Source organism: Janthinobacterium violaceinigrum, from assembly GCF_009208555.1.
GTDB lineage: Bacteria > Pseudomonadota > Gammaproteobacteria > Burkholderiales > Burkholderiaceae_D > Janthinobacterium > Janthinobacterium violaceinigrum.
In genome coordinates this window covers 189,842-212,536 of sequence record NZ_WFLI01000005.1, presented here as the reverse complement: position 1 = coordinate 212,536, position 22,695 = coordinate 189,842, and the positions used below count along the sequence as shown (strand labels likewise).

At 63.9% G+C, this 22,695-nt stretch carries 23 protein-coding genes; 15 read left to right on the top strand and 8 right to left on the bottom strand.

Annotation, left to right across the window (positions count from 1 at the left end; translation table 11 throughout):
- Positions 1–116 precede the first annotated feature (116 nt).
- The 4 genes from phbB to GCN75_RS06525 all read right to left on the bottom strand — a co-directional run bounded on the left by phbB (position 117) and on the right by GCN75_RS06525 (position 3,914).
- A complete protein-coding gene (phbB, locus tag GCN75_RS06540) occupies positions 117–857 on the bottom strand; it encodes an acetoacetyl-CoA reductase (protein ID WP_035823615.1) in 741 nt (246 codons plus the stop codon).
- A gap of 142 nt (positions 858–999) precedes the next feature.
- Positions 1,000–2,178 carry an acetyl-CoA C-acetyltransferase gene (locus GCN75_RS06535; RefSeq protein WP_034783723.1) on the bottom strand — a complete coding sequence of 393 codons (1,179 nt, stop codon included), beginning with the start codon at positions 2,176–2,178 and terminating at the stop codon, positions 1,000–1,002.
- A 212-nt stretch (positions 2,179–2,390) separates the two neighbouring features.
- Positions 2,391–2,876 carry a phasin family protein gene (locus tag GCN75_RS06530; protein WP_152281878.1) on the bottom strand — a complete coding sequence of 162 codons (486 nt, stop codon included), beginning with the start codon at positions 2,874–2,876 and terminating at the stop codon, positions 2,391–2,393.
- A 129-nt stretch (positions 2,877–3,005) separates the two neighbouring features.
- Positions 3,006–3,914 carry a LysR family transcriptional regulator gene (locus GCN75_RS06525; RefSeq protein ID WP_152257595.1) on the bottom strand — a complete coding sequence of 303 codons (909 nt, stop codon included), beginning with the start codon at positions 3,912–3,914 and terminating at the stop codon, positions 3,006–3,008.
- 118 nt (positions 3,915–4,032) lie between these two features.
- On the opposite strand from GCN75_RS06525, the gene metE reads away from it, so the two are divergent.
- From metE to minE, 4 genes are all read left to right on the top strand, one after another.
- A complete protein-coding gene (metE, locus tag GCN75_RS06520) occupies positions 4,033–6,345 on the top strand; it encodes a 5-methyltetrahydropteroyltriglutamate--homocysteine S-methyltransferase (RefSeq protein WP_152281877.1) in 2,313 nt (770 codons plus the stop codon).
- Between the two features lie 229 nt (positions 6,346–6,574).
- The gene (minC, locus tag GCN75_RS06515; protein ID WP_152281876.1) at positions 6,575–7,324 is read left to right on the top strand and encodes a septum site-determining protein MinC; all 750 of its coding nucleotides are present in this window, start codon (positions 6,575–6,577) and stop codon (positions 7,322–7,324) included.
- A gap of 37 nt (positions 7,325–7,361) precedes the next feature.
- Positions 7,362–8,177, top strand: a complete 816-nt coding sequence (gene minD, locus GCN75_RS06510) for a septum site-determining protein MinD (protein ID WP_071325832.1) — start codon at positions 7,362–7,364, stop codon at positions 8,175–8,177.
- A gap of 1 nt (position 8,178) precedes the next feature.
- Positions 8,179–8,430, top strand: a complete 252-nt coding sequence (gene minE / locus GCN75_RS06505) for a cell division topological specificity factor MinE (protein ID WP_034752886.1) — start codon at positions 8,179–8,181, stop codon at positions 8,428–8,430.
- A 3-nt stretch (positions 8,431–8,433) separates the two neighbouring features.
- Here the strand turns inward: minE and GCN75_RS06500 are convergent, their stop codons facing one another.
- On the bottom strand, positions 8,434–8,937 hold the full coding sequence (locus GCN75_RS06500) for a hypothetical protein (RefSeq protein ID WP_152281875.1): 504 nt from the start codon (positions 8,935–8,937) through the stop codon (positions 8,434–8,436).
- A gap of 168 nt (positions 8,938–9,105) precedes the next feature.
- On the opposite strand from GCN75_RS06500, the gene GCN75_RS06495 reads away from it, so the two are divergent.
- The 7 genes from GCN75_RS06495 (at position 9,106) to GCN75_RS06465 (ending at position 16,713) form a co-directional block, all read left to right on the top strand.
- Positions 9,106–9,795, top strand: a complete 690-nt coding sequence (locus GCN75_RS06495) for a response regulator transcription factor (protein ID WP_046681910.1) — start codon at positions 9,106–9,108, stop codon at positions 9,793–9,795.
- A gap of 92 nt (positions 9,796–9,887) precedes the next feature.
- Complete coding sequence (hemA, locus tag GCN75_RS06490) at positions 9,888–11,162, top strand: glutamyl-tRNA reductase (protein WP_152281874.1); 1,275 nt, start codon at positions 9,888–9,890, stop codon at positions 11,160–11,162.
- Between the two features lie 93 nt (positions 11,163–11,255).
- Positions 11,256–12,332, top strand: a complete 1,077-nt coding sequence (gene prfA, locus GCN75_RS06485) for a peptide chain release factor 1 (protein WP_152257601.1) — start codon at positions 11,256–11,258, stop codon at positions 12,330–12,332.
- Positions 12,333–12,515: 183 nt separating this feature from the next.
- The gene (locus GCN75_RS06480) at positions 12,516–12,986 is read left to right on the top strand and encodes a disulfide bond formation protein B (RefSeq protein ID WP_152281873.1); all 471 of its coding nucleotides are present in this window, start codon (positions 12,516–12,518) and stop codon (positions 12,984–12,986) included.
- Between the two features lie 11 nt (positions 12,987–12,997).
- Positions 12,998–13,828, top strand: coding sequence for a peptide chain release factor N(5)-glutamine methyltransferase (gene prmC, locus GCN75_RS06475; protein ID WP_152281872.1), 831 nt, complete (start codon positions 12,998–13,000; stop codon positions 13,826–13,828).
- 215 nt (positions 13,829–14,043) lie between these two features.
- Entirely contained in the window at positions 14,044–15,645 is a 1,602-nt protein-coding gene (gene gshA, locus GCN75_RS06470) for a glutamate--cysteine ligase (RefSeq protein WP_152281871.1), read from the top strand.
- A gap of 24 nt (positions 15,646–15,669) precedes the next feature.
- Complete coding sequence (locus tag GCN75_RS06465; RefSeq protein ID WP_152281870.1) at positions 15,670–16,713, top strand: histone deacetylase family protein; 1,044 nt, start codon at positions 15,670–15,672, stop codon at positions 16,711–16,713.
- A gap of 81 nt (positions 16,714–16,794) precedes the next feature.
- Here the strand turns inward: GCN75_RS06465 and GCN75_RS06460 are convergent, their stop codons facing one another.
- Entirely contained in the window at positions 16,795–17,577 is a 783-nt protein-coding gene (locus GCN75_RS06460; RefSeq protein WP_152281869.1) for a LytR/AlgR family response regulator transcription factor, read from the bottom strand.
- On the bottom strand, positions 17,570–18,829 hold the full coding sequence (locus GCN75_RS06455) for a histidine kinase (protein WP_152281868.1): 1,260 nt from the start codon (positions 18,827–18,829) through the stop codon (positions 17,570–17,572). Before GCN75_RS06455 ends, GCN75_RS06460 begins: the two co-directional genes overlap by 8 nt.
- 285 nt (positions 18,830–19,114) lie before the next feature.
- On the opposite strand from GCN75_RS06455, the gene GCN75_RS06450 reads away from it, so the two are divergent.
- Complete coding sequence (locus tag GCN75_RS06450; protein WP_152257608.1) at positions 19,115–19,540, top strand: organic hydroperoxide resistance protein; 426 nt, start codon at positions 19,115–19,117, stop codon at positions 19,538–19,540.
- 98 nt (positions 19,541–19,638) lie between these two features.
- Here the strand turns inward: GCN75_RS06450 and GCN75_RS06445 are convergent, their stop codons facing one another.
- The gene (locus GCN75_RS06445; protein ID WP_152281867.1) at positions 19,639–20,475 is read right to left on the bottom strand and encodes a type 1 glutamine amidotransferase domain-containing protein; all 837 of its coding nucleotides are present in this window, start codon (positions 20,473–20,475) and stop codon (positions 19,639–19,641) included.
- A 103-nt stretch (positions 20,476–20,578) separates the two neighbouring features.
- Here GCN75_RS06445 and GCN75_RS06440 point away from each other — a divergent pair, with 103 nt between their 5' ends.
- Genes GCN75_RS06440 through GCN75_RS06430 form a run of 3 tightly spaced genes read left to right on the top strand, consistent with a single transcriptional unit; the run spans position 20,579 to position 22,660 of the window.
- Positions 20,579–21,487, top strand: a complete 909-nt coding sequence (locus GCN75_RS06440; protein ID WP_152281866.1) for a LysR family transcriptional regulator — start codon at positions 20,579–20,581, stop codon at positions 21,485–21,487.
- A gap of 40 nt (positions 21,488–21,527) precedes the next feature.
- Positions 21,528–21,992, top strand: a complete 465-nt coding sequence (locus GCN75_RS06435; RefSeq protein ID WP_152281865.1) for a GNAT family N-acetyltransferase — start codon at positions 21,528–21,530, stop codon at positions 21,990–21,992.
- Complete coding sequence (locus GCN75_RS06430; RefSeq protein ID WP_152281864.1) at positions 21,989–22,660, top strand: Dph6-related ATP pyrophosphatase; 672 nt, start codon at positions 21,989–21,991, stop codon at positions 22,658–22,660. Before GCN75_RS06435 ends, GCN75_RS06430 begins: the two co-directional genes overlap by 4 nt.
- Positions 22,661–22,695: the final 35 nt, after the last annotated feature.

The window sequence follows — 22,695 nt, the reverse complement described above, 5'->3', positions numbered from 1 at the left end:
AGATGATGCAGTGGAGAAATGCTGATTCTAAGGCAAAGCACGCGCTGGTCCCGTTTTGCTCGCCAGCATAAAAAAAGACAGCCGCAGCTGTCTTTTTTGTTTAACCGCACCAACGATTACGACATGTGCTGGCCGCCGTTGATCGAGATATTCGCGCCCGTGACGAACGCTGCCTCATCGGAGGCCAGGTAGGCCACCAGACCGGCCACTTCTTCCGGCTTGCCCAGGCGCGCCATCGGAATTTGCGGGATGATTTTGCTGTCGAGCACTTCCTGCGGAATCGCCATGACCATCTTGGTACCGATGTAGCCTGGCGAGATGGTGTTGACGGTGACGTTCTTGCGCGCCACTTCCAGCGCCAGCGACTTGGTGAAACCATGCATGCCGGCTTTCGCGGCCGAATAGTTGGTCTGGCCGAAGGCGCCCTTCTGGCCATTCACGGACGAGATATTGATGATGCGGCCCCAGCCGCGTTCCACCATGCCGTCGCAGACGGGCTTGGTCATGTTGAACACGGAATCGAGGTTGGTGCCCATCACGGCATCCCAGTTCGGCTTGTCCATCTTCTTGAACGTCATGTCGCGCGTGATGCCGGCGTTATTCACCAGCACGTCGACAGGACCGATTTCCGCTTCCACGGCCGCCACGCAGGCAGCCGCCGAATCGTAGTCGGCCACGTCGCATGGATATGCCTTGAAGTCGTAGCCCATGTCCTTCGTCGTCGCCAGCCATTCCGCGACCTTCGGATTGCCTGGGGAATATGTGGTCACCACGCGATAGCCGAGCGCCGCCAGCTTGAAACACACCGCTTCGCCCAGACCACCCATGCCACCAGTTACCAATGCAACTCTTGCCATTTTCATCCCCTCAGTGTCGTTCTGTTGCTAAAAAGTTAATCATTTAGTGAAAGCTATCCACATCCGCCGCGTGACGGCGGCCAACCACAGCAAACCCCACCGTCACGCACAGCGCGCGACGGCCTGGGTCCGGCGCTAGCGGTTAATCTCGCTCGATGGCGAGTGCTACACCCATGCCGCCGCCGATGCACAGTGCGGCCAGGCCTTTCTTGGCGTCGCGGCGTATCATTTCGTGGATCAGGGTAACCAGGATGCGCGCGCCCGACGCGCCGATCGGGTGGCCGATGGCAATCGCGCCGCCGTTCACGTTGATCTTGCTGGTATCCCAGCCCATTTCCTTGTTGACGGCAATCGCTTGCGCGGCAAACGCTTCGTTAATTTCCATCAAATCCAGCTCTTCATGCGTCCAGCCCGCTTTTTTCAGGCACAGGCGCGATGCGGAGACGGGACCCATGCCCATGACGGCCGGGTCCAGGCCCGACGAGGCGTAGGCCTTGATGCGTGCCAGCGGCTTGAGGCCCAGTTCCTTCGCTTGCGAAGCGGACATCATGATGACGGCGGCGGCGCCGTCGTTCAGGCCGGAAGCGTTGCCGGCCGTGACGGTGCCGTCCTTGGCAAACGCGGGGCGCAGGCCGGCCAGCGATTCCAGGGTCGAACCAGGCTTGATGTATTCGTCGCTGTCGAAGACAACGGTACCTTTTTTGTTGGCGATTTCCAGCGGCAGGATTTCATCCTTGAACTTGCCCGCCTTTTGCGCCGCTTCCGCCTTCAGTTGCGACTGCAGCGCGAATTCATCCTGCTCGGCGCGCGTCACTTCGTATTTCTTGGCGACGTTTTCCGCCGTGATGCCCATGTGGTACTGGTTGTACACGTCCCACAGGCCGTCGACGATCATGGTATCGATCATCTTGAAGTCGCCCATGCGGAAACCGTCGCGCGAGCCATTCATCGCATGCGGCGAAGCGCTCATGTTTTCCTGGCCGCCGGCGATGATGATGTTGGCGTCGCCGCACTTGATCGCTTGCGCCGCCAGGTGCGTGGCCTTCAGGCCGCTGCCGCATACCTTGTTGATGGTAAATGCCGGGATGCTGCTCGGCAGGCCAGCCTTGATGACGGCCTGGCGCGCGGCGTTCTGGCCGACGGCGGCCGTCAGCACCTGGCCCAGGATCGCTTCGCCGATCAGGTTCGGGTCGATGCCGGTTTGTGCCAGCAAGCCCTTGATTACATGCGCGCCCAGTTCGGACGCAGGAATCTTGGCCAGACTGCCACCGAATTTGCCGACTGCGGTACGGCCGGCGGCCACGATTACGACATCATCCATTTATTTCTCCGATAAGCAGGCCACGAGGGCCAAGGTCAAGGTGGTAATACAATTCAATGAATCCGGGAAGACACAGCAAGCTGTGTTTCATTCTAGCGCGGCATACGCCGCAGTTCCAGCACCGCACCGCAGGCGGCGGCGATGACAGCCTGCCCGGCGATGGCGGCGGGCGGCCTGGCGCGGCGGATAGCCGCTGCCAAGCCGCAACGCGCCTACGTTTGACGAGCGGGACGCGTGTTTTTATTTTTATCATACCCTTCATCGGCGCCGCCGAAAGTGGTTTTTAGAAAATTATTGAAGGGAATAATCAGGGGCACGGGGGTTTGCTTTACCACTTGCAACAGCTCGCCAAATTTTTGACGCGATGCAGCAAACTCACCCTTTGTCACGCTGTCGAATTTCTCCTGGGTTTCTTGAGCAACATCCTTTGCCTGGCGACCATATGCACCGATGCGTTCGATGGCCAGTTGCGACTGCGTGCGCGACAGTTGCAGCAATGCTTGCGGGTCCTTCACGGACAGCAGCTGATTGCCCGCCACCGTAGCGGCAGCCAGCGCCGTGCGGGCCGCATCGAGCTGCAGGTCCAGCACGCAGGTGCCGCTGTCGACGGCAGCCTGGGCATACGCTTGCGCAGTACTCAATTGCGCTTCCACCACGGCCTTGCCGGCGAGCGCCCATTGTTCGGAAAATGAAAACATGTCGTTCCTCCCCTAAGAGTAGGCGGCGCCATGTTGCGCCGCACAGTACTCAACTGTAAGCGGTGGTTCATTGCTGAACCTTGATATATCTCAAGCTTTCCTGTTGGTTTGTTTCCAATTCAACGTTGATCAGGACAACAACTTGATACCATCGAGCGAAGCCGCGCACTGCTCGCGTATCACGCTGACGAAATCGCGCACATACGCCTTGTCCTGCAGATGGTCGGGCACGGACACATACAGGTCGCTCCACAGGCCGTGCTCGCCCACCGGGCGCGCCACCACATAATCGTAGTCGACGTAATTCTTGATGGCCCAGTTCGGCAAGGCGGCGATGCCGCGCCGGCTCGCCACCAGCTGCAGCACGGCCACCGTCAATTCCGCCGTGCGGCGTTCGAACGCGATGCCGGCCGGCCGCAGCACTTCGCGGATCAGGTCGATGCGCTCTTCCGGCACGGGATAGGTAATTAATGTTTCGCCCGTGAAGTCGGCCGCCGCCAGCCGGCGCTGCGCCTGCAGCCGGTGCTTTTGCGCCATCACCACCAGCATTTCAAAGCGGAACAGGGGAAACACGGTGAAATCGGGGCCATACGGCGAGCCGATCACGAGATCCGCCTCGCCCGAACGCAGCAAGTCCGCCGGCTCGCTGTGAAAGCCGGACACGAGGTCGATCTCCACTTCCGGCCAGCGCTGGCGGAACGCATCCATCACGGGCATCAGCCAGTCGAAGCAGGTATGGCATTCGAGCGCCACGCGCAACTGTCCCTTGTCCCCTTGCGACAGGCGCGCCACGTCGCGCTCGGCCAGTTCGATCTCGGGCAGCAGCTTGTCGGCCAGCTCCAGCAGCCGGCTGCCCGTGGCCGTAAAGGCGATCGGCATCGACTTACGCTCGAACAAAGGCGCCTTGTAGCGCTCTTCCAGCAAACGGATCTGGTGCGACAGGGCCGACTGGGTCAGGTTGAGCAGCTGCGCGGCGCGCACCAGGCTGCCGGACGAACGCAAGGCACTCAGGGTGCGCAGGTGGCGGATTTCTAGCATCGGGACAATGGATGATGTGCGTGAATTATTTTCATGTTATTCGGCAAAATGTTTCGTTTTGATTATAGACCAAGTTGCCGCACACTCTAGCGCATTCACATTAAATCTCGATGACATCATGACCGTGCACACCCACATCCTTGGCTTTCCCCGTATCGGCGCCGCGCGTGAGCTGAAACTGGCGCTGGAAAGCCACTGGCGCGGCGCGGCGTCCGAGGCGGACCTGGAAGCGACGGGCCGGCAACTGCGCGCGCGCCACTGGGCGCTGCAACGCGACGCGGGGCTCGACTACGTCACCGTGGGCGACTTCGCCTTTTACGACCAGGTGGCCAACCATATCCAGCTGCTGGGCTGCGAACCGGCCCGCTTCAATTTCACGCCAGAGCAGTCGCCGCTGTCGCGCTATTTCACGCTGGCGCGCGGCGCAGACACGCAAACGGCGCACGGGGACTGCTGCCACGGCCACCAGGCACTCGAGGCCGGCCATCACGCGCTGGAAATGACCAAATGGTTTGACACCAATTACCATTACCTGGTGCCCGAATTGTCGCCGCAGACCCGGTTTTCGCTGGCCGGCGAGCGCCTGCTGGCGGAAGTGGCCGAGGCGCAGGCGCTGGGCCACCCGGTCAAGGCGGCCCTGATCGGCCCCCTCACCTTCCTGTGGCTGGGCAAGGAAAAGACACCGGGCTTTGACCGTCTGGCCCTGCTGGAACAATTGCTGCCCGTCTACGGCGCCCTGCTCGACCGCCTGAAACAGCAAGGCGTCACCTGGGTGCAGATCGACGAACCGATCCTGGGCCTGGACTTGCCTAACGCATGGCGCAGCGCCTTCGAGAGCACCTATTGGCAGCTGAACCAGGTGGGCGTGAATATCCTGCTGGCCACGTATTTTTCTCCGCTGGAAGAAAACCTCAGCCTGACGTGCCGCCTACCCGTGGCCGGCCTGCACGTGGACGGCATCCGCGCGCCGCATGAGCTGGTCAGCGTGACGGACTGGCTGCCCGCGCATAAAGTCTTGTCGATAGGCATCGTCGATGGCCGCAATGTCTGGCGCACCGACCTCGACGCGGCCCTGGCCGTGCTGCGGCCGCTGGCCGCCAGGCGCACTGGCCCCCTGTGGCTGGCGCCGTCGTGCTCCTTGCTGCACGCGCCGTTCAGCCTCGCAACGGAAACGGGCCTCGATGGGGAAATCAGGACCTGGCTGGCATTTGCCACGGAGAAATTGACGGAACTGTCGCTGCTGAAAGACGCGCTGGCCGGCCATCCCGACGCCGCCGCGCTGGCAATATCCCGCCAGGCCATCGCCAGCCGGCGCGCCAGCGTCCGCGTGCACCGCCCGCCCGTCGCGCAGCGCCTGCAAACGCTGTCGCCCACCGTGGACCGCCGCGATTCCAGCTTTGCCCTGCGCCAGGCCGTGCAGCGCACGCGTTTTCAGCTGCCCCACTTCCCGACGACGACCATCGGCTCCTTCCCGCAAACGACGGCCATCCGCGCCGCCCGCGCCAGCCATAAACGGGGCGACTTGCCGGTGGCCGAGTACGAACGGCAGATGCGCGCCGAAATCGCCCACGCCGTGGAGCGCCAGGAAGCGCTGGGCCTGGACGTGCTCGTGCATGGCGAAGCGGAACGCAACGACATGGTCGAATACTTCGGCGAACAATTGGACGGTTTCATCTTCACGCGCCTGGGCTGGGTGCAGTCGTACGGCTCGCGCTGCGTCAAGCCGCCCATCCTCTACGGCGACGTGCAGCGCCCGGCCGCCATGACCGTCGAATGGACGGTGCACGCGCAAAGCCTGACCGATAAACCGATGAAGGGCATGCTGACGGGCCCGGTGACGATCCTGCAATGGTCGTTCGTGCGCGACGACCAGCCGCGCGCCGCCACGGCGCTGCAGCTGGCCCTGGCCATCCGCGACGAGGTCGCCGACCTGGAAACGGCCGGCATCGGCATCATCCAGATCGACGAACCGGCCATCCGCGAAGGCTTGCCGCTGCGCCGCGGCCAGTGGGACGCCTACCTGGAGTGGGCCACGCGCGCCTTCCGCATCGCCGCATCTGTCGTCGGCGACGCGACGCAGATCCACACGCACATGTGCTACGCGCAGTTCAACGACATCCTGCCGCAGATCGCCGCCATGGATGCGGACGTGATCACCTTGGAGACGAGCCGCTCGGACATGGAACTGCTGGCGGACTTTGGCCAGTTCCAGTATCCGAACGAAATCGGCCCCGGCGTGTACGACATCCACTCGCCGCGCATCCCCTCCACGCCCGACATGGTGAGACTGCTGCAAAAGGCCAGCGCCGTCATCCCGCCCGCCAATTTATGGGTGAACCCCGACTGCGGCCTGAAGACGCGGGGCTGGGCGGAAACGGAAGCGGCCCTGCAAAATATGGTCGCGGCGGCACGGCAGATGCGGGCGGCGTGATGACATAGGCGTACTCAGGCCGCATTCTCGGCTGCTTTCGGGGCGGCGCCCGGGTTTTTTCCGGGCGCCGCCCTTGTTTTTTGACAAGAAGTTACTGTTGCCCTGCGGAATAGCACACTCCAGGTCCCTGACCGTGATTTTTTTGCAGTAGAATGCAAGAAATTTACTGCTCCCTATTGTTGCCGTACGGAACAGTTGGCCTGCCGCAGTTTCACTTTGATAAATGTTTATGTCCAAAAGCCCGTCGCAGAAGCCTATCGAAATCAAGATTTCCACCGTCGTCGCCGTCTCCGCCATTTTGCATAGCGCCGATACGCAGGCACTCGATGCCGCCTTGCGTGACATGACGGGAGGCGTGGCGGACTTTTTCGAGGATGACCTGGCCGTGCTGGACGTGGCGGCCTTGCCCTCCGGCAGCGTGCCCATCGACTGGGCCGCCCTCGTGGCCCTGCTGAAAAAATACCGTTTGAATGCCGTGGCCGTGCGCAATGCGCCGGCCGACATGCATGACGCCATCCTGGCGCAAGGCCTGAGCCTCGACAGCGGCAAGACGCGCGACGATGCGCCGCCCAAGGATGGCCCCAAGGATACCCCGACGGCGGCCGCCCAGGCGGGCGCCGAAGCACAGGTGATGGTGGTCGACACGCCCGTGCGGGCCGGCCAGCGCATTTACGCGCGCGGCTGCGACCTGATCATCACCGCCGTCGTCAACAATGGCGCCGAAATCATCGCCGACGGCAGCATCCACGTGTATTCCTCGCTGTACGGCCGCGCGCTGGCCGGCGCCTCGGGCAATGCCCAGGCGCGCATCTTCGCGCTGGCCATGGAACCGGAACTGGTCTCGATCGCCGGTGTCTACCGCACGTTCGAGGATGGTTTCCCGCCAGAAATGGCGCGCGGACCCGCGCAAATTCGTTTGGCTGGAGACAGAATCGATATACACTCTGTCAATCCGGTCACTCCCGTGAACCGCTCTTAAGCTGCACAATTCAAGAGATATCTGAAAAGGATTATTTGTGGCAAGAATTATTGTTGTGACGTCCGGCAAGGGCGGTGTCGGCAAGACGACCTCTAGCGCCAGTTTTTCCACTGGTCTGGCCATGCGCGGCCACAAGACAGCCGTGCTCGACTTCGACGTGGGCCTGCGTAACCTCGACCTGATCATGGGTTGCGAGCGCCGCGTCGTCTACGACCTGATCAATGTGATCAATAAAGAGGCCACGCTGAACCAGGCCTTGATCAAGGACAAGCACTGCGACAACCTGTTCATCCTGCCTGCCTCGCAAACGCGCGACAAGGATGCCTTGTCGGAAGAAGGCGTGGAACGCGTGTTGAACGACCTGATCAACATGGGTTTCGAGTTCATCATCTGCGATTCGCCGGCCGGCATCGAACATGGCGCGCTGATGGCGCTGACGTTTGCCGACGAAGCCATCATCGTCACCAACCCGGAAGTATCGTCGGTGCGCGATTCGGACCGCATCCTGGGCATCCTGCAAGCCAAGTCGCGCCGCGCGCAGACGGGCGGCGAACCCGTCAAGGAACACCTCTTGATTACCCGCTACTCGCCGAAACGCGTGGAATCGGATGAAATGCTGTCCTACCAGGACGTGCAGGAAATCCTGCGCATCCCGCTGGTGGGCATCATCCCGGAATCGGAACAAGTGCTGGCTGCCTCGAACCAGGGCAACCCGGCCATCCATTTCAAGGGCACGGACGTGGCGCAAGCCTATGAAGACGTGGTTTCGCGTTTCCTCGGCGAAGATGTCGAGTTGCGCTTTACCAACTATGAAAAGCCTGGATTACTCCAGCGCATTTTTGGGGCGAAGTGATATGGCCTTGCTTTCTTTCCTGTTCCCCCCCAAGCCGAAGACGGCCACCGCGGCCAAGGAACGCCTGCAGATCATCATCGCCCGCGAACGCAGCGGACGCGATGGTCCGGACTTCCTGCCCGCCCTGCACAAGGAATTGATCGCCGTCATTTCCAAGTACACCAAGGTCAATGCCGACGACATCAAGATCTCGCTGGACCGCCAGGGCAACCTGGAAGTACTCGACGTCAACGTGGTGCTGCCGGACGCCTGAGGTCTAATCCGGCCTGACCGTGAGCAACTCCTGCGCCACCGCGGCGCAGGCATTCACGTGCTGGTTGCCGATCTGGCGGAACACGGCGTAGCCGATGGCGGCCGCCACGGCCTGGCCGGCAAACGGCACGAAGCGCGCCACCTGCTTGGTGGCAATCTTGACGCCACTGCGCTTGAGCAGGTGGAGGATCAGTTCGCGCGATACCAGCTTACCCACCAGCATGCCCCCCATGCCCACCGCCGCGCGGTAGGCCATCATCTTGAACTGCGGGTTGAGACGCTCGATCTGCTCGGGCGTGAGACCGAATTCGTGGTTGATATCATTGATCAGCATGGAAAACAGGCCCACGTCGGACATCAGGTCGACGCCGGGGATGGGAATGGCCGAAGCGCCCGCCGACATCATGGCGCGCCGCTGCACCAGGCGCCGGCAACGCTCGCGCACCTGCTCGATTTCGGCGCGGCTGGCCGGTATCAGGGTCCAATCGGTGCTGCTCTTGTCTGTCATGGCCGTTACTCCGCGGTGAGGGGTCGATCAACAAGTGTAACGTAAAGGCCCTGTCTTCCGATTTCACTGGACACAGTTGCAATCTCTGTTATATTTCACTTGAGCATTCCTTAACATTACGATAAGCAGAGCGGACCGTCTGTTTGTTGCTACACACTCCAGCCCATTATGCGAATTGCCGTACTCGATAGCGATCATAGCCAGGCAGAACTGATCTGCCAGGTGCTCACCGCCGCCGGCCACGCTTGCCACGAGTTTCAGAGTGGCAAGGAGATGCTGGGACAACTGCGCAAGGACAGTTGCGACATGCTCATCCTCGACTGGCATGTCAGCGATCTGGACGGTGCGGAAGTGTTGCGCCGTGCCCGGGAAAAACTGGCGCCGAAGGCGCCCGTGTTGTTTATGACCAACAGCTCGGGCGAAGACGACGTGGTGGCGGGCATGACGGCAGGCGCCGACGACTACATGATCAAGCCCCTGCGGCGCAGCGAGCTGACCTTGCGTACCCAGGCGCTGCTGCGCGTGGCCTACCCGGCCCAGAATGGCGCCGAGTACTTGCAATTCGGTCATTACACGTTCGAGACCCGCCCCGGCCGTCTGCTGCGCGATGGCGAAGTGCTGGACGTGACGCACAAGGAATTCGCCCTGGCGCTGCTGTTTTTCCGCAATCTGGGCCGTCCCCTGTCGCGCGCCTACATCCACGAAGCCGTGTGGCAGCGCGACACGGCCCTGCCTTCGCGCACCATGGATACCCACGTCTCGCGCGTGCGCAACAAGCTGCAGCTGAAACCGGAACACGGCTACCGCCTCGTGCCCGTCTACAGCTATGGATATCGCCTGGAAAAACTGGGCGGGTGACGCCGGCGCAGCAGGGCAAAAACAGGCGGACTGCTCAAAGAGCGGGCACAAGGCGCTATAATGTCGGCATAAGAATTCCCAACAGCCCTGAAATGCAACTGCTTGCCGTCGGCCTCAACCATACCACTGCCCCAGTGTCGCTCCGCGAACAGCTGGCGTTTGCGCCTGAGCATCTGGGCCAGGCGGTGATGGCGGCGCGCACCTGGTTCCAGCGCATCGACCTGCGCGACAACGACGAAGCGGCCATCCTGTCGACCTGCAACCGCACGGAGCTGTATGCGGCCAGCCATGTGCCCAATCCGCTCGACGCGGGCGCGCATTTCCTGGCCGATTACCACCAGCTCAACTACAGCGAGCTACGCCCCCACTTATATATGCTGCCGCAGCACGATGCCGTGCGCCACACCTTCCGCGTCGCCTCCGGGCTGGACTCGATGGTGCTGGGCGAAACGCAGATCCTGGGGCAAATCAAGGACGCCATCCGCACGGCCGACGAGGCGGGCGGCCTGGGCACGTATCTGCACCAGTTGTTCCAGCGCAGCTTTTCCGTGGCCAAGGAAGTGCGCAGCAGCACGGAAATCGGCGCCCACAGCGTGTCGATGGCGGCCGCCGCCGTGCGCCTGTCGCAGCGCATCTTCGACAAGATTGCCGAGCAAAACGTGCTGTTCATCGGCGCCGGCGAAATGATCGAACTGTGCGCCACGCACTTCGCGGCGCAGAATCCGAAAAGCATCACCATTGCCAATCGCACCATGGAACGGGGCGAGGAACTGGCGCACCGCTTCAACGGCACGGCCATCCGCCTGGCCGATTTGCCGGAAAAACTGCACCAGTTCGACATCGTCATCTCGTGCACGGCGTCGTCGTTGCCGCTGCTGGGCCTGGGCCTGGTCGAGCGCGCCATCAAGGCACGCCGCCACAAGCCCATGTTCATGGTCGACCTGGCCGTGCCGCGCGACATCGAAGCGGAAGTGGGCCGTTTGAACGACGTCTTCCTGTACACGGTCGACGACCTGGGCAAGGTCGTGCAGACGGGCCTGGAAAGCCGGCAAGCGGCCGTGGCGCAAGCGGAAGCCATCATCGAGACGCGCGTGCAATCGTTCATGAGCTGGGTCGACGACCGCGCCATGGTGCCCGTCATCCAGCATCTGCATGAAAACAGCGAAGCGCTGCGCCTGATGGAAGTGGAGCGGGCGCGCAAGATGCTGGCCAAGGGCGCCGACATCGACGCCGTGCTCGAAGCGCTGTCGAAAGGCTTGACGGCCAAGTTCCTGCACGGCCCGCAGCAGGCGCTGCACCATGCGCAGGGCGACGAGCGCAAGCAACTGGTCACCCTGCTGCCGAAACTGTTCCGCCCCCGCCGTTAGCGCAGCCCGCTGGCCGCCCGCGCGGCCGCCCCTGCCCGCCTGCCGGGCTTGCCGGACCCGCACCATCCCTACACTCTTTTACCGCGAATCGCTATGAAACCATCCATGCTGGCCAAACTCGATCAACTGGCGAACCGCCTGGTCGAACTCGACGAACTGCTGATGCATCCGGACGCCACGTCGAACATGGACAGCTACCGCAAGATGACGCGCGAGCACGCCGAACTGGGCCCGCTGGTGGCCCTGTACCGTTCCTACCAGGAAGCGGGCAACGATATTGCGACGGCGCAAGAGATGCTGTCCGACCCGGACATGAAGGAATTCGCCCAGGAAGAGATCGAGGCGGCAAAAGCCACCATGGCGCAGCTGGAGCGCGAATTGCAGACCATGCTGCTGCCGAAAGACGTCAACGACGAGCGCAATATCTTCCTGGAAATCCGCGCCGGCACGGGCGGCGACGAATCGGCCCTGTTCGCCGGCGACTTACTGCGCATGTACACGCGCTTTGCCGAGCGCAACCGCTGGCAGGTGGAACTGGTGTCCTCGTCCGATTCCGACCTGGGCGGCTACCGCGAAGTGATCGTGCGTATCGTCGGCAATGGCGCGTACTCGAAGCTGAAATTCGAGTCCGGCGGCCACCGCGTGCAGCGCGTGCCGGCCACGGAAACGCAGGGCCGCATCCACACGTCCGCCTGCACGGTGGCCGTGATGCCGGAAGCGGACGAAGTGGAAGACGTCAACATCAACCCGGCCGACCTGCGCATCGATACCTACCGCGCGTCGGGCGCGGGCGGACAGCACATCAACAAGACGGACTCCGCCGTGCGCATCACCCACTTGCCGACCGGCATCGTGGTGGAATGCCAGGATGACCGCAGCCAGCACAAGAACAAGGCGCAGGCGATGAAAGTGCTGGCCGCGCGCATCAAGGACGTGCAGCTGCGCGAACAGCAATCGAAGGAAGCGGCCACCCGCAAGAGCCTGATCGGCTCGGGCGACCGCAGCGAACGCATCCGCACCTATAACTTCCCGCAAGGCCGGCTGACGGACCACCGCATCAATTTGACCTTGTACAAGCTGGACTTCATCATGGATGGGGATTTGACGGAGCTGACGAATGCGCTGGCGGCAGAGCACCAGGCGGAACTGCTGGCTGCTTTAGGCGACTAAACGCTGGTGTCATTGCGTCGGCTTACGCTGCGCTAAGCCGACCTACATTCCCAAAGCCAGTTGTAGGTCGGCTTAGCGCGCAGCGCGTAAGCCGACAGCTTTAAGTAGCGGCTAAGCAATAAAAATCTGCCCTTGTGCGAGAATGCGTAACGCTTTTTCCCTATTCACCTCACCGTGTCGCCCATGAAAAATTCACGCACCGTCCTCCTGTCGATCGCCGCCCTGTGTTTCCTGATGCTGGGCGTCGCCATGTATTTGCAGCATGCCATGAACATGGCGCCCTGCCCGCTGTGCGTGATCCAGCGCTACCTGTTCCTCGCCATCGGCATCGCCTGCCTGGCGGGCGCGGCGGCGAACCGGCCGAAAATCGGCGCCGGCATCGGCCTGCTGGCGGCCTTGGGCGGCCTGGGCGTGGGCGCCAAGCATTTGTACGTGCTGGCCAATCCCGGCTTCTCGTGCGGCATCGACCCCGTGGAAACGGCGCTGAACAAGGTCTTCACGGCGCAAATCATGCCCTTCATGTTTGAATCGTATGGCGCCTGCGAAAATGCCGGCGAGCCATTTTTCGGCCTGTCCATCCCGCAATGGGCGTTCCTCTGGTTCGCCATTTTTGCCCTCGGCCTGCTGTGGACCTTGCTGCGCCGTCAGAAATAATTGAAAGCACTATGCCAGAAACACTGATCCCCGCCGGCAGCACTGTCGGCGCCCTGCAAATCCGTCCACTGCTCGACCCGCTCGACAACCGCATCCTGCTGGGCCACGCGCTGGGCCTGTCGCGCGTCTCGCTGATCACGCAATCGGAGCGTGTGCTCACTAGCGACGAAGCGGGTCGCTTGTCGGCCTTGCTGGCGCGCCGCCTGCAAGGCGAGCCGATCGCCTATATCGTGGGCCAGCGCGAATTTTTCGGCCTGCCGTTCGAAGTAAACGACGCCGTGCTGATCCCCCGCCCCGACACGGAAGTGCTGGTCGAACTGGCGCTCGAGCGCCTGCCGCCCGGCGGACGCGTGCTCGACATGGGCACGGGCAGCGGCGCCATCGCCGTCGCGCTGGCCTACACGCGGCCCGACGCCGTCGTCACGGCCCTGGACGTGAGCAGCGCGGCCCTGGCCGTGGCGCGCCGCAATGCCAGCGCCAACGGCGTCAACATCACCTTCATGGCCAGCGACTGGTTCGAAGCGCTGGGGACGGAAAAATTCGACCTGATCGTCTCCAATCCCCCCTACATCGCCAGCGGCGACCGCCACCTGGCCGAAGGCGACCTGCGCTTCGAGCCGGCCGGCGCGCTGACCGACCACGCGGACGGCCTGTCGGCCCTGCGCACCATCGTCTCCGGCGCCGCGCGCCACCTGGCGTCAGGCGCCTGGCTGCTGATGGAACACGGCTACGACCAGGCGCCAGCCGTGCGCGGCTTGCTGGCCGACGCCGGCTACAGCAAAGTGCAAAGCTGGCGCGACCTGGCCGGCATCGAGCGCGTCAGCGGCGCCCGCCTGGGCTGAGCCCGTCCACGTGCACGGGGCTTGATCCGGCGACGCGCCAGATGCTCCGCAGTTTGTTAAAATATCAAGCGAATTCCTGACCGAAGCGCCGCCCCCGTTCCCCGGGGCGGACGCTGGCGACGCGGCGTTTTTTGGGCCGGCGCCGACGCATTTGCCAAAATTCGGTTAATCTCAGCACAAATTATTTATATGCTGCACAAGAAAGGAAGCTCAAATTGCCCAACCTGTTGACTCGCCGCCTGGCATTGCTGACCGAAGATGCCAACCGCGCGCTGCTGGGCGGCTTGCGCGGCATCGAGCGTGAAACCCTGCGCGTCGACCATGCCGGCCATCTGGCTTCCACGCCCCACCCCGCCGCCCTGGGCTCGGCGCTGACGCACCCTGAAATCACCACCGACTACGCGGAAGCGCTGCTCGAATTCATCACGCCGGCGGAACAGGATATCGCCGTCACGCTCGACAAGCTCGACACCGTGCACCGCCACGCCTACAGCCGCCTCGGCGACGAGTTGCTGTGGAGCCAGTCGATGCCGTGCCAGCTGCCGCCCGAAGCGGAAATCGAGATCGCCAACTACGGCACCTCGAACATGGGCATGCTCAAGCACGTCTACCGGCGCGGCCTGGCCTTGCGCTACGGCAAAGCCATGCAATGCATCGCCGGCATCCACTATAACTATTCGCTCGACGAGCAGCTGTGGCAAGTGCTGGCCAGCAATCCGGACACCAGCGCCAGCCCCGCGCACGCCACGGCCACGCCGAAAGACGTGCAGTCGGAAAGCTACCTGGCGACGATCCGCAATTTCCGCCGCTACAGCTGGCTCCTGATGTACCTGTTCGGCGCCTCGCCGGCCCTGTCGGCCGGTTTCCTGCGCGGCCGCGCGCACAAGCTCGACACCCTGTCCGACGACACCCTGTTCCTGCCGTATGCCACCAGCCTGCGCATGAGCGACCTCGGCTACCAGAACGATGCCCAGTCGGGTCTGCGTCCGCACGAGAACAGCCTGGACGACTACGTCAACGCGCTCACGCATGCCGTCAACGATCCGTATCCGCCGTATGAAGCGCTGGGTACCAAAAAGGATGGCGAGTGGATTCAGTTGTCCACCAACGTGCTGCAGATCGAAAATGAATACTATTCGACCATCCGACCGAAGCGCGTGATCCGCACGGGCGAGCGCCCCATCCAGGCCCTGTGCCTGCGCGGCGTGCAATACATCGAAGTGCGCTGCATGGATGTCGACCCGTTCGAACCGGTGGGCATCAGCCTGGAAACGGGCCGCTTCCTCGACGCGTTCCTGCTGTTCTGCGCGCTCGACGACAGCGCGCCCATCTCGGCCGAGCAAAGCGCCTGCTACACGAACAATTTCGCCCGCACCGTCAAGGAAGGCCGCAAGCCGGGCCTGACCCTGCGCCGCGACGGCGAAGACATCGGCCTGCAAGCGTGGGGCGAAGAGCTGCTGGCGCGCATCGCCCCCGTGGCGGCGCTGCTCGACGCGCGCCATGGTGGCACGCAGCACGCGGACAGCCTGGCCGCGCAAGCCCGTAAACTGGCCGACCCCGATGCGACGCCATCGGCGAAGGTGCTGGCCGAGCTGCGCGCCAACGGCGGCTCGTTTGCCGCCTTCGGCCTGCGCCAGAGCGAACGCCACGCCGCCTATTTCCGCGCGCAGCCGCCGGCGCCGGAACAAAGCGCGTATTTCGACGAGATGGCCGCCAGCTCGCTGGCCGAGCAGCGCGCCATGGAAGCGGCGCCCGCCGGCAGCTTCGACGATTTCGTCGCTGCCTACCGCGCCAGCACCCTGTGCTCGCACACCTGAGCCTGACCTTGCGCAAAGCGCCCCATGCTGACCTTCTACAATGAATTGCACGGCCAGCACCGGGGCCGCTTCGAGATGTTTCGCGGCGCCATGGTGCCCTGCTTCGAGACGCCCGAACGGGCCGACATGGTGGTGGCCGAGCTGGGACGGCGCAATCTGGGCCGCATCGTCACGCCGCACGGCGTGCCGCTGACGTCGCTCGAGCGTATCCACACGCCACGCTACCTGCACTTCCTGCGCCACGCCTGGCACGACTGGCTGGCGCTCGATCCCGACAACGCGGGCAAGGACGCGCTGCCATCCGTGTGGCCCGTGCGCACCTTGCGCAGCGATATCGAACCGGACAACTTCACGGCCAAGCTGGGGCTGTATTCGATGGACAACGGCACGCCGCTGACGGCCGGCACGTGGACGGCGGCCAAGACGGGCGCCGACTGCGCCGTCAACGCGGCCCACGCGCTGCGCCTGGGCGAACGGGCCACGTTTGCCCTGACGCGCCCGCCGGGCCACCACGCGGGCAGCGATTTCTTCGGCGGCTACTGTTTTCTCAACAACGCGGCCCTGGCCGCGCAGCACCTGCTCGACGACGGCGCGCGCAAGGTCGCCATCCTCGATATCGACTACCACCACGGCAACGGCACCCAGAGCATTTTCTATACGCGCGACGATGTGCTGTTCGCCTCCGTCCACGCCGACCCGCGCAGCGAATATCCGTTTTACCTGGGCCATGCCGACGAGACGGGCAGCGGCGCGGGGCTCGGCTACAACGTCAACCTGCCGCTGCCGGCCGGCACGTCCGCGGCCAGCTGGTTCGCCGCGCTGGAAACGGCCTGCCTGCGCATCGCCATGTATGCGCCCGACGCGCTGGTGGTGTCGCTGGGCGTCGATACGTTCGCCGGCGACCCGCTGTCGCACTTCTGCCTGCAAAGCGGCGACTACCTGCGCGTGGGCGAGCGCCTCGCGCACCTGAACCTGCCCACCGCCTTCATCCTCGAAGGGGGCTATGCGGTGAAGGAAATCGGCATCAATGTCGTCAATGTGCTTGAGGGTTTTGAAACGGCGGAGTAATTCTGGGGTCAGACCCCCGTCCACGTTGACGGTGAGCCTGGCGTTAGCGGTGTTGAGGGCCTGACCCCGGCTTTAGCAGCTCTACATATTCCTGAACAGCGCCATGAACGGCTGGCTCACGGCCAGGGTTTCCGGCCGCGTCTTGAGGCGCAGGATTCCCCGCCCCACCTCGTCGCGCGTGACGGACGCCACCATCTTCATGTTGACGATGGTGGAACGGTGGATCTGCTTGAAGATGGCCGGGTCCAGCACGTCGAGCAATTCGCGGATCGGCTTGCGCAGCAGCGCCTCGCCCTCGGCCGTCATGACGGCCGTGTACTTGGTGTCCGACTGAAAATACGCGATATCTTCCACCATGATCAGGCGCGTATCCTTGCCGCTGCTGGCCGTCAGCCATACCAGCGGCGGCGACTTGGCGGCCGCCGGCAAGGCGCTGCTCAATTGCTGCAGCAGGCCGGCCAGCGCGCCGTCGCCCGCCCTGGCCTTGCCGGCGCGCGCCCGCAAGCGCTGCAGGGTCGCCTGCAGGCGCTCGCGGGCGATGGGTTTTAACAGGTAATCGACGGCGCCGTTGTCGAAGGCATCGATCGCGTACTGGTCGTAGGCGGTGACGAATACCACCTGCGTGCCGGGGCTCGCTTCCAGCGCGCCGGCCGCCACTTCCAGCCCCGTCAGGCCCGGCATGCGGATATCGAGAAACGCCACGTCGGGACGCAGGGTGGCGATGGCCTCGAGCGCCGTGCCGCCGTCGTCGCAGGCGGCGACGATGCGCAAGTTGGGCCACGCTTCGGCCAGCAGGGCCACCAGCGCATCGCGCAGCAGGGTCTCGTCTTCGGCGATGACGCACGTCATTTCAATCTCATGCATACGACACTCCTTGCGCCGTGCTGTCCGGCACCGTGATGGTGGCCGTCACGCCATCGGGGAAATTGGCGACAATGGCAAACGCGGCGGCATTGCCGTAGGTCAGGCGCAGGCGTTCACGCACATTGCGCAAACCAATGCCCGTGCCCGCGCCGTCGTCGCTGAACCCCTTGCCGTCGTCGGCCACCGTGACGATCACCGTGCCATTGCCGCTGCGCGCCATGATCCAGATCGTGCCGCCGCCGCTTTTCGGCTCCAGCCCATGCTTGATGGCGTTTTCCACCAGGGTTTGCAGCATCATGGGCGGCAGTTCCACCTGGCGCAGGTATTGCGGCACTTCGATCTGCAGGTTCAGGCGCTCGCCCATGCGGATTTTCAGGATATCGAGGTAGGCGCGCGCCCGTTCCAGCTCCGTGCCCAGGGTCGACATCGCCTGCTCCGTGCGCGGCAGCGAGTGGCGCAGGTACAGGATCAGGTTGCCCAGCATTTCGTCGGCGCGCACGGGATCGCTGCGCGTGAGCAGCTGCGCGCTGGCCAGGGTGTTGTACAGGAAGTGCGGCTCCACCTGCGCGTGCAGCAGGCTCAGCTTGGCCACCGTGAGCTCCTTTTCCGTCACCGTCTGGCGCGCCTCGGCCTGCTCGCCGCGGCGCCGCTGCGCCACCCGGCGCGTCATCGCCCGCGTCACCGCTTCCGCATTTTCCAGGTTGCTGCCATGGTCGACGAGGAACCAGTCGGTCCAGGCATTGCGCGCCGGCTCGCAGATCAGGGTCACGCTGCCCGCCTCGCCATTCGGCGTGACGGTGGCAAGGATCTGGTTCGGCCGCGGCTCCAGGAAACCCAGCACGCGCATGCGGGGCAAGCCCGTGTGCGTGTACGGTGCCGCGCGGCGCACGCGGGCCTGCACCTGCAGGCTGTCGCGCGCGCTTTCGACCACTTCGCTGCCCGGCAGTTCGCGGATGGCCGCGTCGATCATGTCGAACACCTCGCCCGCCTCGAACGGGATCTCGATCTGGCGCCGCTGACGGCTCGACAGGGTGCTGGCATTGACGGCGCCGGCGATCAGGCGCACGCGGCGCACATGCGAAAACGCGTTCGTGACGACGACGCTGGCCAGCAGCGCGCCGACGATGACAAAAAAGCCTTCCGTATGCCCGAAGATATAGCGCAGGAAATTCTCCACCAGGATAGCCGTGGCAATGATGTAGGTGACCATCGTGGCCAGGGTGATGCGCAGGATAAAGAAGAGGCTGGTCATGATTTTTCCTTGGGGTTTGAAGTGGGGCCAGCATAGCAATCGGCCCCGGCGACGGAGGCCATTATGCGATGGAAGGGCCATACCGGCGACAAAGGCCAAAAAATAATGCACAAATATGCGCCGCCTCAAAATAAAATCGCTTGCAATTAAATAGCGCGCGATATATATTGTGTACATGGACGCCGGCAATCGCTTCTTCAGACGGGCATCCTGGGGCACCAGCCCACGAAACAAGTAGCACACTATCTAGTCGTTAACTATTTAATTTACTCGAGGAAAACCATCATGTCGATCAAACAAGTCCTGTACCGCGCTCAAGCTACCGCCACCGGAGGCCGCGAAGGCCGTGCCGTATCGTCCGACAATGTGCTGGATGTCAAGCTGACCACGCCGAAAGAACTGGGCGGCAATGGCGCCGTGGGCACCAATCCGGAACAACTGTTCGCTGCCGGCTACTCGGCCTGCTTCATCGGCGCCATGAAATTCGTTGGCGGCCGCGACAAGATCGCCCTGCCGGCAGACCTGTCCATCGAAGGCAACGTCGGCATCGGCGCCATCGACACGGGCTTCGGCATCGAAGTGGAACTGAAAATTTCGCTGCCGGGCATGGACCGCGCCGCCGCCGAAGCGCTGGTCGCCGCCGCCCACATCGTGTGCCCCTACTCGAACGCCACGCGCGGCAACATCGACGTCACCCTGACGATCGTGTAATAGAACACGCAGAACACGCGGCCCTGCGCCCGTTGCACATCCCCGGCCGCGCCCTGGCGCCGCCGGGGATGTTGCGTTAACGTTGCGTTAACGTTGCATTAACGCAGCGCCTGCAGCAGCTGGTCCGCCAGGGCCGGCGCCGAGGCGGGATTCTGTCCCGTGATCAGTTCGCGGTCGACCACCACGTTGCTGCTCCACGGCGCCTGGTTCTGCACATACTGCGCACCGGCCGCCTGCAAGCCCGACTGCGGATAGAACTTCATCGTGCCGCCGCCGAGCGCTCCCTGCGCCGCCGCCTCTTCCTCGTTGCTGATCACCGTCATGCGGTAGCCGCTGTAGATCCAGCCGGCCGGCGTGGCGGGCGTCTGGCCCGCTTCCAGCGCGGCCGCAAATGCCCCCGCCTGCGGCAGGGCCGACAGCAGGGCGATGGGGCCGTGGCACAGCAGCGCCGTCGGCTTGCCGTCCGCATGGAACTGGCGCAGCAAGGCGCCCAGGCTGGCATCCTTCAACAAGTCCTGCATGGGCGCGTGGCCGCCCGGCACCAGCACGGCCGCATAGTGGCCATAGCCGATCTGCTCCACCCGTTTCAGGCTGATCACGGGCGAGCGGCCCGGCACCGTCAGCGCCAGCTGGTCCAGCAAGGCCTTGTGCGCCGCGTGCGCGGCCGCGTCGCCGCCGAAATAGGCAGCCGTATCCGAGCTGGCGTCCAGGGTGGGCGCCTGGCCCTGCGGCGTGGCGAACGTCACCGTGTGGCCCGCGTCGAGCAGCCGTTTTACGGGCTGCATCAGTTCATTCAGATAAAAGCCCGTCGCGAAGACCTTGCCATCGCGCAGTTCGAGGTGGTTCGCGTCGGACAGCACGACGAGGACGTCGGCCGCCTGGGCGGTGGAAAAGGCGGCGAGCAACACACTGCTTAAGAGTAATTTTTTCATCATGAGGATTCCAGTAGAGAAGCCGCCAGCATATTCCGAATCAAAATGGAGAAAAATGATGAATAATGCAGCTGACTAATGCCAAATACGACCGAATGGAAACGCAATGGATAAATTGCAGGCGATGCAGCTGTTTCGCCGCGTGGCCGAGCTGGGCAGCTTTCGCCGCGCGGCCGATGAACTGGACCTGTCGGCCTCGTATGTGAGCCGGCGCATCGGCCAGCTGGAGCAGGAACTGGGCGGGCGCCTGATGACGCGCACCACGCGCCAGCTGGCCCTGACGGAAACGGGCGCCGCCTACCTCGAGCACTGCCGCAAGCTGCTCGACGAACTGGCGCAGGCCGAGGACATGGTAGCCCATTCGACGGCCCACGTGACGGGCCGCCTGCGCATCAACGCGCCGCTGTCCTTGGGCGTGGGCGAGCTGGCCGAGGGCCTGGCCGATTTCATGGCCGAGTGGCCGGCCTTGCGCCTGGACGTCGACCTGAAGGATGAATATGTGGACCTGGCGGCCGCCAACTACGACCTGGGTTTTCGCGTCACCACGGCGCTCACGGATTCGAGCTATGTGGCGCGCCACATCCACGACTACCGCCTGCACATCTGCTGCGCGCCCGCCTACCTGGAACGCCACGGCCCCCTGCTGGCCCCCACGGACCTGACGCGCCAGCGCTGCTTCATCTACAGCCACGCCCTGTTCGGCAGCCGCTGGCCGCTGCGCCATGCGGGGCCGCACAGCGACATCGAAGTGCCGAACTGGGTGCGCACGAATAACACCCTGTTCATGCGCAGCCTGATCCTGCGGGGCCTGGGCATCGGCATCCTGCCCACCTTTGTCTGCCGCGAAGAACTGGCCAGCGGCGCGCTGGTCGAACTGTTTCCCGACGTCGAGCGTCCCAGCCTGGCGCTGTTTGCCATCTACCCGTCGCGCCAGCTCGTGGCACCCCGCGTGACGCGCTGCATCGAGCACCTGAAGCAGTGGTATGCGCAGCGCTATCCCGCGCCAGCGGCGTGAAGCCGGTAAAATCATGGCCACTCTCAATCAAGGATGACCCATGATCAGCTGGCAATGGAATACGTTCGAAGAACTCGGCCCCCACGATTTGTACCAGGTGCTGGCCTTGCGCCAGCGCGTGTTCGTCATCGAACAGCAGTGCATTTACCCGGACCTCGATGGCCATGACCAGCAGGCCATGCACTTGCTGGGCTGGCAAACGGCCGGCGGCCAGCGCCAGCTGGCCGCGTACCTGCGCGTGCTGGCGCCCGGCGCCAAGTATGTGGAAATGTCGCTGGGCCGCGTGCTGACGGCGCCCGAGGCGCGCACCACGGGCGCCGGCCGGCAGCTGCTGGCGGAAGGCATCGCGCGGGCCGAGCGCCAGCACCCGGGCCACGCCATCCGCATCGGCGCGCAGCAGTACCTGGAGCGCTTCTACCAGTCGTTCGGCTTTGTCACCGTCAGCGCGCCGTACGATGAAGACGGCATACAGCATATCGACATGCTGCGGGCCGTGGCGGCATGACGACGGCCCTGATTTCCTGGAGCGGCGGCAAGGATTCCTGCCTGGCCCTGTGGCGCGCGCGCAACGCCGGCCTGCGCGTGCCGCTGCTGATCACGGCCATGGATGAGGATGGCCGCAAATCGCGCTCGCACGGCGTGCCGCCCGAGTTGCTCGAAGCGCAGGCGGCCAGCCTGGGTGCGCGCCTGCAGCGCTATCACGCCAGCTGGGCCAGCTACGAGGAGAAATTCATCGCCATGCTGCGCGCGGCGAAGGACGAGGGCATAGCCCACGCCATCTTTGGCGACATCGACCTGCAGCCGCACCGCGACTGGGAAGAAAAGGTGTGCGCCGCGGCCGGCCTGACGGCGCATCTGCCCCTGTGGGGCGAAGAACGGCGCGCGCTGGTCGACGAATTCCTCGCCGCCGGCTTCAAGGCCATCGTCGTGTGCATCAATGGCCAGCACCTGCCGCGTGAATTTTGCGGGCGCGAATTCGACGCCGCCTTCCTGGCCGACCTGCCGCCCGGCGTCGACGCCTGCGGCGAAAACGGCGAATTCCACACCTTCGTCTACGACGGTCCCGCCTTCAGCGCGCCGGTGGCGCTGCGCCGCACGCAGGTGCTGCAATACGACGCGCCAGCCACCCTGGGCGGCGCCACCTATTACTTCCAGGAGCTGGCGCCGGCCTGACGGCGCCTGGCCATGAAAGCAAAAAGGGCGATTCC

What these genes read in the sequence shown, in the direction of transcription:
- phbB (WP_035823615.1), bottom strand. Translation starts at nt 857, where the DNA reads ATGGCAAGAGTTGCATTGGTAACTGGTGGCATGGGTGGTCTGGGCGAA.
- GCN75_RS06535 (WP_034783723.1), bottom strand. Translation starts at nt 2,178, where the DNA reads ATGGATGATGTCGTAATCGTGGCCGCCGGCCGTACCGCAGTCGGCAAA.
- GCN75_RS06530 (WP_152281878.1), bottom strand. Translation starts at nt 2,876, where the DNA reads ATGTTTTCATTTTCCGAACAATGGGCGCTCGCCGGCAAGGCCGTGGTG.
- GCN75_RS06525 (WP_152257595.1), bottom strand. Translation starts at nt 3,914, where the DNA reads ATGCTAGAAATCCGCCACCTGCGCACCCTGAGTGCCTTGCGTTCGTCC.
- metE (WP_152281877.1), top strand. Translation starts at nt 4,033, where the DNA reads ATGACCGTGCACACCCACATCCTTGGCTTTCCCCGTATCGGCGCCGCG.
- minC (WP_152281876.1), top strand. Translation starts at nt 6,575, where the DNA reads ATGTCCAAAAGCCCGTCGCAGAAGCCTATCGAAATCAAGATTTCCACC.
- minE (WP_034752886.1), top strand. Translation starts at nt 8,179, where the DNA reads ATGGCCTTGCTTTCTTTCCTGTTCCCCCCCAAGCCGAAGACGGCCACC.
- GCN75_RS06500 (WP_152281875.1), bottom strand. Translation starts at nt 8,937, where the DNA reads ATGACAGACAAGAGCAGCACCGATTGGACCCTGATACCGGCCAGCCGC.
- GCN75_RS06495 (WP_046681910.1), top strand. Translation starts at nt 9,106, where the DNA reads ATGCGAATTGCCGTACTCGATAGCGATCATAGCCAGGCAGAACTGATC.
- hemA (WP_152281874.1), top strand. Translation starts at nt 9,888, where the DNA reads ATGCAACTGCTTGCCGTCGGCCTCAACCATACCACTGCCCCAGTGTCG.
- prfA (WP_152257601.1), top strand. Translation starts at nt 11,256, where the DNA reads ATGAAACCATCCATGCTGGCCAAACTCGATCAACTGGCGAACCGCCTG.
- GCN75_RS06480 (WP_152281873.1), top strand. Translation starts at nt 12,516, where the DNA reads ATGAAAAATTCACGCACCGTCCTCCTGTCGATCGCCGCCCTGTGTTTC.
- prmC (WP_152281872.1), top strand. Translation starts at nt 12,998, where the DNA reads ATGCCAGAAACACTGATCCCCGCCGGCAGCACTGTCGGCGCCCTGCAA.
- GCN75_RS06465 (WP_152281870.1), top strand. Translation starts at nt 15,670, where the DNA reads ATGCTGACCTTCTACAATGAATTGCACGGCCAGCACCGGGGCCGCTTC.
- GCN75_RS06460 (WP_152281869.1), bottom strand. Translation starts at nt 17,577, where the DNA reads ATGCATGAGATTGAAATGACGTGCGTCATCGCCGAAGACGAGACCCTG.
- GCN75_RS06455 (WP_152281868.1), bottom strand. Translation starts at nt 18,829, where the DNA reads ATGACCAGCCTCTTCTTTATCCTGCGCATCACCCTGGCCACGATGGTC.
- GCN75_RS06450 (WP_152257608.1), top strand. Translation starts at nt 19,115, where the DNA reads ATGTCGATCAAACAAGTCCTGTACCGCGCTCAAGCTACCGCCACCGGA.
- GCN75_RS06445 (WP_152281867.1), bottom strand. Translation starts at nt 20,475, where the DNA reads ATGATGAAAAAATTACTCTTAAGCAGTGTGTTGCTCGCCGCCTTTTCC.
- GCN75_RS06440 (WP_152281866.1), top strand. Translation starts at nt 20,579, where the DNA reads ATGGATAAATTGCAGGCGATGCAGCTGTTTCGCCGCGTGGCCGAGCTG.
- GCN75_RS06435 (WP_152281865.1), top strand. Translation starts at nt 21,528, where the DNA reads ATGATCAGCTGGCAATGGAATACGTTCGAAGAACTCGGCCCCCACGAT.
- GCN75_RS06430 (WP_152281864.1), top strand. Translation starts at nt 21,989, where the DNA reads ATGACGACGGCCCTGATTTCCTGGAGCGGCGGCAAGGATTCCTGCCTG.